General features: G+C 63.8%; 8 protein-coding genes. 4 read left to right on the top strand and 4 right to left on the bottom strand.

The features are described 5' to 3' along the window. Window positions 1-638, top strand: a 638-nt coding sequence (locus CN311_RS17845; protein WP_115504257.1) for a phosphate/phosphite/phosphonate ABC transporter substrate-binding protein, incomplete at its 5' end; no start/stop codon positions are given. 18 nt (window positions 639-656) lie between these two features. Here CN311_RS17845 and CN311_RS17840 read toward each other — a convergent pair. From CN311_RS17840 to CN311_RS17825, 4 genes are all read right to left on the bottom strand, one after another. Further along, window positions 657-2,024: a M24 family metallopeptidase gene (locus tag CN311_RS17840; protein ID WP_097575059.1), complete on the bottom strand. Its 1,368-nt coding sequence runs from the start codon at window positions 2,022-2,024 to the stop codon at window positions 657-659. Beyond that, window positions 2,021-3,535, bottom strand: a complete 1,515-nt coding sequence (locus tag CN311_RS17835; RefSeq protein ID WP_245440860.1) for an ArnT family glycosyltransferase — start codon at window positions 3,533-3,535, stop codon at window positions 2,021-2,023. Before CN311_RS17835 ends, CN311_RS17840 begins: the two co-directional genes overlap by 4 nt. Before the next feature lie 87 nt (window positions 3,536-3,622). Beyond that, on the bottom strand, window positions 3,623-6,205 hold the full coding sequence (locus CN311_RS17830) for a GcvT family protein (RefSeq protein WP_097575057.1): 2,583 nt from the start codon (window positions 6,203-6,205) through the stop codon (window positions 3,623-3,625). 95 nt (window positions 6,206-6,300) lie between these two features. Continuing rightward, window positions 6,301-7,878, bottom strand: coding sequence for a trimethylamine methyltransferase family protein (locus CN311_RS17825; RefSeq protein ID WP_097575056.1), 1,578 nt, complete (start codon window positions 7,876-7,878; stop codon window positions 6,301-6,303). Between the two features lie 208 nt (window positions 7,879-8,086). Here CN311_RS17825 and CN311_RS17820 point away from each other — a divergent pair, with 208 nt between their 5' ends. From CN311_RS17820 to CN311_RS17810, 3 genes are all read left to right on the top strand, one after another. Next, window positions 8,087-9,994 carry a phospholipase D-like domain-containing protein gene (locus CN311_RS17820; protein ID WP_097575055.1) on the top strand — a complete coding sequence of 636 codons (1,908 nt, stop codon included), beginning with the start codon at window positions 8,087-8,089 and terminating at the stop codon, window positions 9,992-9,994. A 155-nt stretch (window positions 9,995-10,149) separates the two neighbouring features. Then, the gene (locus tag CN311_RS17815) at window positions 10,150-11,325 is read left to right on the top strand and encodes an MFS transporter (RefSeq protein WP_097575064.1); all 1,176 of its coding nucleotides are present in this window, start codon (window positions 10,150-10,152) and stop codon (window positions 11,323-11,325) included. 94 nt (window positions 11,326-11,419) lie between these two features. After that, a complete protein-coding gene (locus CN311_RS17810; protein ID WP_097575063.1) occupies window positions 11,420-12,577 on the top strand; it encodes an MFS transporter in 1,158 nt (385 codons plus the stop codon). Window positions 12,578-12,635 lie beyond the last annotated feature (58 nt).

Here is a 12,635-nt window from a genome sequence, read left to right as displayed (position 1 = left end):
GTATTCGCGATGCCAAGGGAAAGCTCATCGCCCCTGATCCCGCGACGCTGCCGCCGGACGAACTCGACTTCCACGGGCTCTGGCTGCATCCAGCGCTGCTTTTCGCGCAGACCTGCTGGGGGCCGATGGAACTCGGCCTTGCCAGCCAAGTCCAGATGATCGGCCAGCCGAGCTACGACGGCTATGAGGGCGGGCAGGGCGAGCTCTATTCGAGCGCGCTGGTGATGCGGGTGGGCGAGGCGCCGTCAGTTGCCTCGCCTGACGACGGCAGGCCCTCGATCCCGCTCGATCTGATGCGCGGCAAGCGGTTCGCTTTCAACAGCGTCGATTCCATGTCCGGCTTCATTGGGCTGACGCGCGATCTTGAGGTAATGGGCGAGAGTCTGGATGTCTTCGCCTCGCGCAGCGAAAGCGGCGGCCATCGCGCTTCGATCGTCGCCATTGCCGAGGGCAGGGCCGATGTCGCGGCCATTGACTGCCAGAGCTGGGCGCTGGCGCAGCGCTTCGAGCCGGCGGCGCAAGAAGCGGCGGTCGTCGGCTGGACAGGGCGGCGCAAGGGCCTGCCGTTCATCACGGCCAGAACCACACCGGAAAAGACCCTCGCCGCGTTGCGCGAGGCTGTCGCGGCGGTTGGCTGAAATCGGATCCGAAGGCGATCAGCCGCCGAGCAGCCGCTCGTCGGGCGGATAGGTCGAGAGCTGCTCGTTGCCGGTTTCGGTGATCAGGATCTGCTCCTCGATCTTGACGCCCTCGTGGCCGCCAAGCCGGCCGATATAGCTCTCCACGCACAGCACCATGCCGGCTTCGAGAACCCCGTCAGGCGTATCTTGCGTCCAGTCGCTGGCATGCGGCAGCGTCGGGTATTCGTCGGCGAGGCCGACGCCATGGTAGAGCACGCCGTAGCGGGTCGGGAAGCAATCTCCCGGCGGCACCGCCGAACGTTCGACAAGATCGCGGAACGATGTGCCCGGCTGCATCAGGACGGTGTTGCGGGCGATCTGATCGGCGGCGATGCGGTAGAGGTCTTGCTGTTCGTTCGAGGGTCTCTTGTCGCCGCAGAGCCAGGTGCGCGACAGGTCGGCGCAGAAGCCGTAGGGGCCGATCAGGTCGGTGTCGAACGCAACGAGATCGCCAGCTTCGACGATGCGGGACGAGCATTCCTGGAACCACGGATTGGTGCGCGGGCCCGACGACAACAGCCGGGTTTCGATCCATTCGCCGCCGCGCGCAATGTTGCCGCGGTGCAGTTCGGCCCATAACTCGTTTTCGGAGATGCCTGGCTTCAGCACCCTTTCCATCTCGCCCATCGCCGCTTCGCAAGCGACGATCGAGCGGCGCATGGCGAGGATCTCGTCGGGCGATTTGATCAGCCGCGCATTCTCCATCACTGCTTCGCCATTGCCGATGGAAACGCCGAGGCGGGCGAGTTCCTCAGCGCCCTCGGGGTTGATGTGATCGACGGCGATGCGGTTGTTGCCGCCGCCATGCTCCCGCACCAGATCGGCGATGCCAGCCGCCCAGCGGCGGACCTTCAACTCGGTCAGTTCGCCGCTGTAGAGATACATCCACGACACCGCCGGCCGCACCTCGTCGACGACGCCGGAATGGTCGGAGAGGTGCTCGCAGGAGAAATAATCGAACAGCACCACCGGCCCTTCGGTGGCGACGAAGCAATGCCTGGTCGGATTGTGCGCGACCCAGAGCTGCATATTGGTCGAGTCAGTCGCATAGCGGATGTTGATCGGGTCGTAGAGCAGGGCTCCCGCATAGTCGCGGCGCTTGAGTTCGGCGCGGATACGGTCGAGACGGTACTGGCGCATGGCGGGCAGGTCGGGAGCGGCGATGCCGGCGGCCTGCCATTCGGCTTCCGCCAGTGCGCCATAGCCCAGCACATGCTGGTTGAGTTCGGCGGCTTTCCGGCGCGACTTCAGGCGCAGCGCATCGATGGAACCGGCTTCACCCGGCTCGAACGGCATGATCTTGCGGTGGCGACCGAACCGTCGCTCGGTGCCGTGCTCGCTCATTTTGCGTCCTGCTTCTTCAGCTTGACGACGCTTACAAGCCTGCCGTCGCTCGCGCCGAAAAATTCAGGAATCCTCAGGCTGCGGCTTGCGCCGTCCACGACAAAACCTGCCTGGTGGATGCGCTCCAGGATGTCCGGTTGCGGGTTTGGCTTGTCGAGCCAGACCAGCACGGCGGGCTCCTGCAGCAAGGCAGCAAAACCTGGCACTTCTTTTCCGAGCACGACAAGGTTGGGGTCGGCCAGCCTGAGGTTTCCGACCCAGTGCCAGTCCGACGTGACCGTCTTGATCGGGCCATCCGCGGTCAGGTCACGGTACAAAGTCTGGTAGTCGAGACGGACGACGCGCCCCTGGCCCTTTCCGCCATAGACCTGATAGGCCCAAGTCACGGGGAGGACCAGAATGGCCAGGGCGGCTGCGACGGTGATGACGAGGTTTTGTGCGATCCTGCCCTTTTCGCCGAGGGCATCCATGCGGACGGCGAAAGCAACAGGAAGAAAAAGCAGGATCGGCAGCAACCAGCGATCCTGGAATCGGGTGGCGCCACTGGCGAGCATCAGGATAATGGTGATGCAGAGTCCGAAGCCGAGAATGCGCCACACCAGTTTCTCGGAATCGGGAAATCGTTCGCGCAACGTCGATGGACCGATCCGCGCCGCCAGCATTGCCACCGCAAAAATCACGACCGGCAGAATGGCAAAATTCAACACGGCCTGGCCGAGGTCGAGGATGCCGCGCAGCGCGACGAGAAGGGCGCCGTTACCGTCATCGATGCCGAACTTGTAGCTGCGTGCCAGCAGATCTCCCGGATGCGTGGCGTTCCAGTACAGTGTCGGCACACATACCAATATCGCCGCGATCAAGCTGATCACGATCTGCGGACGCAGGATGACCTGGCGCGTTTTGCGCAACGACAAGGCTGCCGCCAGCATTGCGGCGATCAGGATGACATTATTGTACTTCGCCAGGATGGCCGCGCCTATCGCAAGTCCGAACAGGACATAGGCCGGCAGTGACTTGCGCTGCAGAAGCTGGATCAGCGCCAGCAACAGCACGCCCGAAAGACACAAGGCGGCGACGCTGTGCGACAAGGTGTGCTGCATTTCCCAGATCACCTGGGGAAACAGCCATATGCCGAACATCGAAGCTACCGCGGTTCGCTGGGAGTATCCCAGCTTGCGCACGGCAACAAAGACCGACGTCAAGCCAATGAAAATCAGCGAGTATTTCAGGATTTTGAGCGTAACGATGCTGGTTCCAAACACCGACGACGTCAGCCAGCCGAGCCAGGAATAGAGCGGCGGCTGCGAGCCGCCATAGCCGGCCCATAAAAACCGCATATACATCAGCTGTTCGGAGTCATCGACGCCGACCCCGGTTCCCGCCCAGAGGCTGACAAGCGGCAGCACGACGATCTGAAGGCAGCAGTAAAGCGCGACCATGACGATCGCCGCGGGGAAGGGGCCGATCCTGGCCTCGCCGAGCCACTCGGCCCATTTCATCGAATACTTCAAGGAATTCTCATCGCCCAAGCCGGCACGGTTTGCCGCCGGCTCCGCTAGCATGAGACCTTACCCCTGCACAATGTGGCTGTCCTGTCCCTATGTCCGCATTTTCTCGCCGCTCGGATCGAAAGGCGGCTCGACATTGATACGGGCCGGGCGTCGATGTCCGAGGATCTCGATTTCGAACAGTCCGGTGCTCTCATCCTCGGCAAGTGCTGCAGGCACATAGCCCTGCGCCATCGACTTCTGGACATAATGCGCATAGCCGCCGGAGGTGACCCAGCCGACCACGCGCCAGTCGCCATCGACGATGCCGCGCACGGCCGAGGCGCCTTGCGCGGCCTTTGAGCCACGCACCTCCTCGCCAGATGTGTCGAAGCGCGGCGCGCCGTAGCCATGCGGCTTTTCCACCGTGCCATAGTCCTTGCCGACCTTGGCCCAGATCGGCTCGTCGCCCATCACATCGGCGTCGGCTGCGTCGACGAAGAAGGAGACGCGGCGCAGTTTCGGTCCTTCCGCCTGTTCCTTGGCTGCTGCCTCGCGGCCGATGAAATCGTTCTTCTCCAGCTTGATGAAGCGGTCCATCGCGCCTTCGAACGGCCCGTAGATCGGGCGCAGTTCGCGGAACCAGGTCGGGAAGTTCTTTTCCAGGCGCATCGACAGCAGGGCGCGCATGCCGAAATCGACAAGGCCGAACTCCTCGCCGGCCTCCTTGATCGCCTTGTAGACCAGGCGCTGATAGGCTGGCGCCATCCAGATCTCATAGCCGAGGTCGCCGGTATAGGTGATGCGGTTGACCATGCAGGGCGCGCCGCCGACCGCCATCTCGCGGAAGTCCATGAAGCGGAAGGCCTTGGTCGAGATGTCGACATCGACCAGCTTCTGCAGCAGGTCGCGGGATTTCGGCCCGGCGATGGAGAGACCGACCAGCGTCTGGTCGAAGCGGTGGATGCGCACCTCTGACGCCCTTGGACCATCCTTCGGCAGGTGCTTTTCGAACCAGCGCATATGGTACTTCTGCGCGGCGGACGAACCCCAGATCATGAAGCGGTCTTCTCCGGCCTTGGCGATGGTGAAGTCGCCGATCAGCTTGCCGAATTCGTTGATCATCGGGGTCAACACGATACGGCCGGTCTTCGGCATGCGATTGGTCATCAGCCGGTTGAGGAAGTCCTCCGTTCCCGGTCCCGACACCTCGTATTTGGCGAAGTTGGCGATCTCGGTGACGCCGACCCTTTCACGTGTTGCACGCACTTCCTCGCCGATCGGGCCGAAATCGTTGGAGCGGTGGAAGGAGAGGATGTCCTTCGGCTCCTTGCCCTTCGGCGCGAACCAGAGCGGGGTCTCGAGGCCCCAGCTGTCGCCCATGACGGCGTTGTTGGCCAGCATCGTGTCGTAGAGCGGGGTCGTCTGCGCCGGGCGTGCGGCCGGCAGTTCCTCATTGGGGAAGCGGATGGAGAACCGGCGGGAATAGTTTTCGCGCACCTTGGCGTTGGTGTAGCGCAGGCTCGCCCACTCGCCGAAGCGGGCCACGTCCATGCCCCAGACGTCGAAGCCCGGATCGCCATGCACCATCCAGTTGGACAGCGCGAGGCCGACGCCGCCGCCCTGGCTGAAACCGGCCATGACGGCGCAGGCGCACCAGAAATTGGTCAAGCCCTGCACCGGGCCGACCAGCGGGTTGCCGTCGAGTGCGAAGGTGAAGGGTCCGTTGATGATCTGCTTGATGCCGGCCTTCTCGATGCCGGGGAAGTGCTTGAAGCCGATCTCCAGCGACGGCGCGATGCGGTCGATGTCGGGCTGAAGCAATTCATGGCCGAAATCCCAGGGCGTGTTGACCGGCGACCACGGCTTGCAGGCCTTCTCGTAGGTGCCGAGCAGGATGCCGTTGCGCTCCTGGCGGGTGTAGATCTCGCCCTTGAAGTCGAGCACGCCGATCATCTCGCGGCCGGTCGATTTGTTGAATTCCTCGACCTCCGGCATCGGCTCGGTGAGCAGATACATGTGCTCCATCGCGAGCACCGGCAATTCGACGCCAACCATGCGGCCGATCTCGCGCGCCCACAGGCCGCCGCAGTTGACGACGTGCTCGGCCTTCACCGTGCCTTGCTCGGTGACGACGTTCCAGGTGCCGTCGACCTCCTGCGTCAGTTCAACGACGCGGTTGCGCAGCACGATCTCGGCGCCGAGTTTTTTGGCTGCCTTCGAATAGGCGATGGTCGTGCCGGAGGGGTCGAGGTGACCCTCGACCGGATCCCACATGGCGCCGACGAAATTGGTCTCGTCCATCAGCGGGAACATCGCCTTGGCCTCGGACGGGGTGATCAGCTCGGTGTCCATGCCGAGATAGCGGCCCTTGGCGTGGGCAAGGCGCAGGAAGTCCATGCGCGCCGGCGTGTCGGCCATCATCACGCCGCCGGTCAGGTGCAGCGAACAGGACTGGCCGGAAATCTCCTCGATCTCCTTGTAGAGCTGCACCGTATAGGCCTGCAGCTTGGCGACGTTGGGGTCGCCGTTCAGCGTGTGGAAGCCGCCCGCCGCATGCCAGGACGAACCGGAGGTAAGCTCCGAGCGTTCGATCAGCATGATGTCGGTCCAGCCGGCCTTGGCCAGGTGATAGAGCACCGAGCAGCCGACGACGCCGCCACCGATGACAACCGCTTTGACGTGAGATTTCATAAAGTTAGGTCCGTTTTTGCGTAAACTGAATCAATTGATTTGTCAGCGATAACTTCGAGCCCCGACGCCGAAGTTGACGTGTTGCCGAGCGTCGATCAGAAATCGGTTGGTGCGCCGCCTTCGGCGCGGCGCTTTTCGACGAAGGCGTTGAGTTCCTCGCGAACGGCCGGGTCCATGTAAGGCTCGTCATAGGAAGCCAGACGTTCCTTCCACACCTTGTTGGCCTTTTCGAGTGCTGTTGGCGATCCTGCTTCCGCCCAGGTCTCGAAATTGCGCCAGTCGGAAAGGATCGGCGAGTAGAAAGCGGTCTTGTAGCGGTCCTGCGTGTGCTGGGTGCCGAAGAAATGACCGCCCGGGCCGACCGACTGGATGGCGTCGAAACCGAGAGCCTCTTCCGAAAGATCGAGCGGAGTGAGGAATTCGGCCACCATCTGCAACAGGTCGATGTCCAAAATGGTCTTCTCATAGGAGCAGCGCAGGCCGCCTTCGAGCCAGCCGGCCGCATGCATCATCAGATTGCCGCCGCCCTGGATGGCGCCCCACAGCGAGAACACGCTCTCGTAGGCCGCCTGCGCGTCGACCGTGTTGGCGGCGCAGGTGTTGGAGGTGCGGTAGGGGATTTGATAGCGGCGAGCGAGCTGGCCGCCGACCAGCTGCGCCTTCATGTATTCGGGCGTGCCGAAGGCCGGCGCGCCGGATTTCATGTCGACGTTCGAGGTGAAGCCGCCATAGCCGACAGGCGCGCCCTTCTTCACCATCTGGGCAAAGGCGATGCCGGACAGCGCTTCGGCGTTCTGCTGCACGAGCGCGCCGGCGATGGTCACCGGCGCCATGGCGCCCGACAGGGTGAACGGCGTGACGATGACGACCTGGCCCTTGCTCGACATCTGGATGATGCCTTCCATCATCGGCACGTCGAGCTTGAGCGGTGAATTGGTGTTGATGATGGTGAAGACCGACGGCTCCTCGAGCAACTGCTCGTGGCTGATGCCGCGAGCAATGCGGGTGATCTCGATGCCGTCGACATTGCGCTCCTTGCCGAGCGAATAGATGTGGAAGACCTTGTCGGTCAGCATGGCGAGATCGCGGATGCATTCGAGGTGGCGGACCGACGGATGGATGTCGATCGGCTCGACCGGATAGCCGCCGGTGCAGTTCAGGATGTTGTGCATCTGCGCGAGCTTGAGGAAATTGCGGTAGTCCTGCTGGTTGCCGGGCCTGCGGCCGCGATCGATGTCGGAACAATTGGGCGCCGACGCCATCATCGAGAGGATCAGATTGTCGCCGCCAAAACGCACATTGTGCGCCGGATTGCGGGCATGAATGGTGAATTCCGACGGGCAATGCGAAACGAGTTCGAGGATCATGTCGCTGTCGAAGCGCACCCGCTCGCTGCCTTCGCGCACATCGGCGCCATGCGCCTTCATGATGCCGCGGGCTTCGTCGTGCAGGACGTCGACGCCGATTTCCCTGAGCACCCGCAAGGAAGCAAGGTGGATCGATTCCAGCTCGTCGTCGGAGACCAGCTTGGTCGGCGTCAGCGGGATTTTCAACTGGCGGAACGGTGGCTGTTCGAACGACGCCGAGCCGCCGGCGCGCTTGCCCGCGCGGCCGCCGCGACGGGCGCGGTCGCTTGCCAATGGCGGTTCGGCGGGGTGAAGGGCGGCGGTCATGACAGGGCCTCGTACGCTGCGATAATGCGGCGGCATAATGGACCGCCGGCTGTCCAGCCATTGCGGAGGCGGCGACCACTAGGGCGAGGGAAGCGACATGCCGAAAGGGCAGCGGGACGACGCGGGTGCCACAACGTGAAATGCGTTGCAGTTCTGTCTTTTGCTTCTGGCATACTTCCTTGTTGAGCAACTTCGAGGGGGACCGCAATTGCCGGACGTCATCAAAGTGCGTGCTGCCACAAACAACGAAGTTGCGTTCCTGGCATGGGATCTTGACGGGATGATCCCGGGCTGTCTCGGCTTCGAGATCGTGCGCCTCTATCCCGACACCGACGAGGAGCGATGCCTGGCGTCGTGGGTGCCGTTCAAGGGCCAGCGCAATCCGAGGTGGATCCCGCAGGACACCGGCGTATGGCCGGTGCAAAAGACATTCTGGCGCGACCTCACCGTGCGCCGCCGCCGCGACAGCCTCGGCGTCAGGCCGCAAGGCGAGATGATCGCCTACCGTGTGCGCCCGGTCGGCGACATGAAGCCGGGCCTCGACCCAGTGCCGGTGCGCCCGGATCAGGTCGTCGACGGTAAACCCGCCTATACCGGACCGGCGCGGCCGCTTGGCTATCTCGGCCAGGGCGCCGTTAGCCCGCCGATCTTTCTCGGGCAGATGTTCGGCAAGGCGCGCGTCGCCTTCACCAATGGCGTGCTGTCGACGCAATGGATGTCGCGCGCCCTGGGGGATGCCGGCATCAAGGTCGGGCAGCGCGACAAGATCAGGGCCGAACTCGAGCGTCCCGGCAGCGAGATCCGCGCCTATCTGCATGGCGACGTGCCGGATGTGCTCACCAGCCTGATGAAACGGGCCAAGGCCGAGGGCGGCACTGTCAGGCTTGCGCTTTATGAACTTGGCGACGACGAGCTCTGCGACGCGATCATCGACGCCAAGGATGTCGTCGACGTCATCCTCTCGAATTCGGGCAGGGATACCCAGACCAAGGCCTGGGATGCCGGCAACGCACCTTTCAGAAGGCGGCTGCGCGACGCCGGCGTCACGTTGACGGATCGTCTATTCAACAACAACCATATCGGCCACAACAAATTTGCCGTCTACCGCGATGCGCACGGCAATGCGCAGGCGGTCATGACCGGCAGCACCAACTGGACCTCGACCGGCATTTGCGGGCAGACCAACAACGCCTTCATCCGTGACGACCCTGCGATGGCCAAGGTGTTCGACGCCTATTGGGAACGCATGAAGGCCGACGTGTTCCCGCCGCCGGCCAGTGAAAGCGCGGCCGGTCGGGTCGCGCAGACGCAAGGCGTGCCGTTTCGCAGGGAAAACCACATGCCAAACCCGATGAACGGCGCCTCGGCAAACCTGGACGGCATGACGGTATGGTTTTCGCCGAACGATCCCGACCGCAACAAGAAGGATATCTCGGTGCGGCCGGTCGACCTCGCGGACGTTTTCGCCAGGATCAAGGCGGCGAAGCGCGCGGTGCTCTTCCTGGTGTTCAATCCTTCGCGGCTTGGGGAAAATTCGATCGTCGACCAGGCCGTCGCGGCGGCCCAGGCGGATCCTAAGCTGATCGTACAAGGCGCGATCAGCGACCCTGCCGCCATGCCCAACTACGTCGCCCCGACCAGGGATCCGGTCACCCACAAATCGAACAAGGACGGCAAGACGCCATTCGTCTTTCCCGAAAAGGTCTGGGAGGCGCCGAACGTCTCCATCGTCAGGGCGGCAAATCTCACCGGAGCCACGGTTGCGCGCGACTTCCAGGCAGAGGTGCTGACCGTCGGCCACGCGATCGTGCACGACAAGATCGTGATCATCGATCCGATGGAAGACAACGCCACCGTCATCACCGGCAGCCACAATCTCGGTTACAAGGCGTCCTACGAGAATGACGAGAATCTGGTGATCGTCGAAGGCGACAAGACCTTTGCCGCAGCCTACGCGGTACACATGCTCGATGTGTTCGACCACTACAAGTTCCGCGCCTGGCGCCGGACCATCGGAAAAGGACCTTCTGACAATGACGGGCTCTCCATCGACGACAAGTGGCTGAAGCCCTACGCCGACGGCAAGAAGGGAGCGATTGCCCGTTATTTTCCGTAGCCTCCGCTTGCAGGATATCCAACGCACCATGCGCCGCGCCGACGACGCTCCTTTGGCGCAAGCGGATTCCGTGTGCCGGCCCTTTGTTTCGCGAAATCGAACCGCTAGCTGGGTGATTTGCCGATCGGATGGTCTGCAATTCACAGGGATGGCGGATGGTCGCGACCAGTTCGAGCGATGGCGAGGCGGGAACGCAGTGGGCGGCACTTGCCGGCGTTACTGCCGCCCTGGCCATGTTCGGCGCCGCGCAAGGGCTGAGCTATCCACTGTTCACGCTGCTGATGCAGCGGCAAGGCATGTCGCCGGCGCTGATCGGCCTTTCAGCGGCGATGATGCCGGTTGGCCTCATCCTGTCGGCTTCATTCGTGCCGGCCGCCGTGCGGCTCGTCGGTGCGCGCAATCTCGCCGTCGGCTGCTCGTTGGCCGGCGCGCTCTGCTTCCTGGGCATCGGCTATCTGCAGGATTGGGTTGCCTGGTTCATCATCCGCTTCCTCGTCGGCGTGGTCATCAATCCGCTCTATGTGCTTGGCGAGGTGTGGGCGCTGTCGCTGGCGCCACCGTCGCGTCGTGGCCGGGTGATGGGCGTGTTCAATACGCTGCTGGGCGCCGGCTACGCGGCGGGGCCGCTGATCCTGATCACGGTCGGCACATCGGGATGGCCTCCCTTCGTTGCGGCGATATCGGGCTTTGCGCTCTGTGCGCTGATCCTGCGCGCCGTCTCGTCCAAACTCACCGGTTTCGAGGATGACGGCCAGATCCAGGGCGGCATCGTCGGCTTCGCCAGGCTGGCGCCGGCGCTGCTGCTGGCGGTCCTGGTTGCGGCCGCCGTCCAGCAGAGCACCTATGCGCTGATCCCGGTCTTCGGCACCGGCTACGGCTTGCCGGAAGCGAGGCTGGCGGCGCTGGTGACGGCGTTGTCCGCCGGCAACATCCTGCTGCAGATACCGCTTGGGCTGATGGCCGAGCGCTTTGGCGGCCGGGCGATGATCGTGTTTTGCGCTTTGGCGACGGCCGCTTGCGCGCTGTTGCTACCGCTCGTGATCACGACGCCGCTCGTCTGGCCCGTGCTGGTGGTGATGGGTGCGGTCGGCTACGGCGTCTATACGATGGCGCTGGTCGAACTCGGCAGCCGGTTCAAGGGGACCGCGCTTGTCGCCGGCAACGCCGCCTTCGCCCTGATGTGGGGCGCCGGCGGCATTGTCGGCCCGCCCGGCGCTGGCTCGCTGATGCAGGTGATCGGTCCGCTTGGGTTGCCGGCGGTGATTGCCGGGCTCGATGCGTTGCTGATCGCGTTCGCGCTCTATCGCTCCGCCAAGCGCAAAAACTCCTGACAGGCTTTGGCGGGAGCAAGCGGTTTTTCCCAGGGTGGGGCTTACCCCCACCGGACTGAGCCGCTAGTCCTGAAACCCTTATTAGGTGCGGATGATGGATCTGGCGGAAACTGACAACGAGGCAATGCAGTGGGCAGCGATCACCGGCGTGATCGCGACCGTCTCGGTGTTCGCAATCGCACAAGGGCTCTCCTATCCGCTGCTGAGCTTCATCCTGCAGCGGCAGGGTGTTTCGCCGGCCATGATCGGGCTGTCAGCGGCGATGACGCCGATCGGCTTCATCGTTTCGTCGCCGCTGATCCCGGCTTTGGCACGCCGGTTCGGGGCAGGGCGCACGGCGCTCACCTGCGCGGCGCTTTCGGCGATCGTGCTGGCGCTGATCGGCTGGACGCAGAACGTCTATCTGTGGTTCCCGCTGCGCTTCCTGATCGGCGTGGTGACCAACCCGCTCTATGTCTTGAGCGAGATCTGGGTGATTGCACTCGCACCGCCGTCGCGGCGTGGTCGCGTCATGGGGGTCTATTCTACGATCATTTCCGCCGGTTTCGCCGCAGGTCCGCTGTGCCTGCTCGCTGTCGGCACCGAGGGGTGGCCGCCCTTCCTCGTCGGCGTCGCCGCATTCGTCTTCTGCGGTGCCTGCCTTGCCCTGGTGCTGCCCCGATTGCCGAGGGTCGACCAGGCCGGGCACCGGGTTTCTGTCATGGGGTTCATGCCGATGGCCTGGCTGCTGTTGTCGGCGGTCGTCGTCGCCGCCGGCTTTGAGCAGGCGGTACTGGCGCTGCTGCCTGTCTATGGAACGCATTATGGCATCACCGAGACCCGCATGTCGGCGCTGCTGTCGGTGATGATCGCCGGCAACATCGCCATGCAGGTGCCGCTCGGCCTGCTGGCGGAACGGCTGACGGCGCGCCTGGTGCGCTTCGTCTGCGTGTCGCTCACCGTGCTCGGATGCGCGTTGCTGCCGCTGCTCATCGACACGCCGCTGATCTGGCCAAGCGTCTTCATCTGGGGCGCGGTTTCCTACGGCATCTATACGATGTCGATCATCGAGCTTGGCGAACGCTTCACCGGCTCGGCGCTGGTCGCCGGCAACGCCGCCTTCTCGCTGATGTGGGGCGTCGGTGGCATTCTCGTCCCGCCGCTCACCGGCGGCGTCATGGACGTCATCGGCGCGTCCGGCCTGCCGATCACGCTGGGCGCCATCTGCCTGGCGCTGGCGGTCACGACCGTCTTGCGGCAGCGGATCGTGTAAGCGCGAAAAACGGCGCGTCGTCTTGAATATCAGTGCCGGCATGTCGATGTTGGCGACG

The sequence above is a fragment of the Mesorhizobium sanjuanii genome (assembly GCF_002529485.1).
GTDB lineage: Bacteria > Pseudomonadota > Alphaproteobacteria > Rhizobiales > Rhizobiaceae > Mesorhizobium > Mesorhizobium sanjuanii.
The sequence above is the reverse complement of the archived record's forward strand: the minus strand, read 5'-3'. Positions and strand labels throughout refer to the sequence as shown.

Bases quoted from the DNA above. Each gene is read 5' to 3' on its own strand.
- CN311_RS17815 (WP_097575064.1), top strand. From the start codon at position 10,150: ATGGTCGCGACCAGTTCGAGCGATGGCGAGGCGGGAACGCAGTGGGCG.
- CN311_RS17810 (WP_097575063.1), top strand. From the start codon at position 11,420: ATGGATCTGGCGGAAACTGACAACGAGGCAATGCAGTGGGCAGCGATC.
- CN311_RS17830 (WP_097575057.1), bottom strand. From the start codon at position 6,205: ATGAAATCTCACGTCAAAGCGGTTGTCATCGGTGGCGGCGTCGTCGGC.
- CN311_RS17825 (WP_097575056.1), bottom strand. From the start codon at position 7,878: ATGACCGCCGCCCTTCACCCCGCCGAACCGCCATTGGCAAGCGACCGC.
- CN311_RS17840 (WP_097575059.1), bottom strand. From the start codon at position 2,024: ATGAGCGAGCACGGCACCGAGCGACGGTTCGGTCGCCACCGCAAGATC.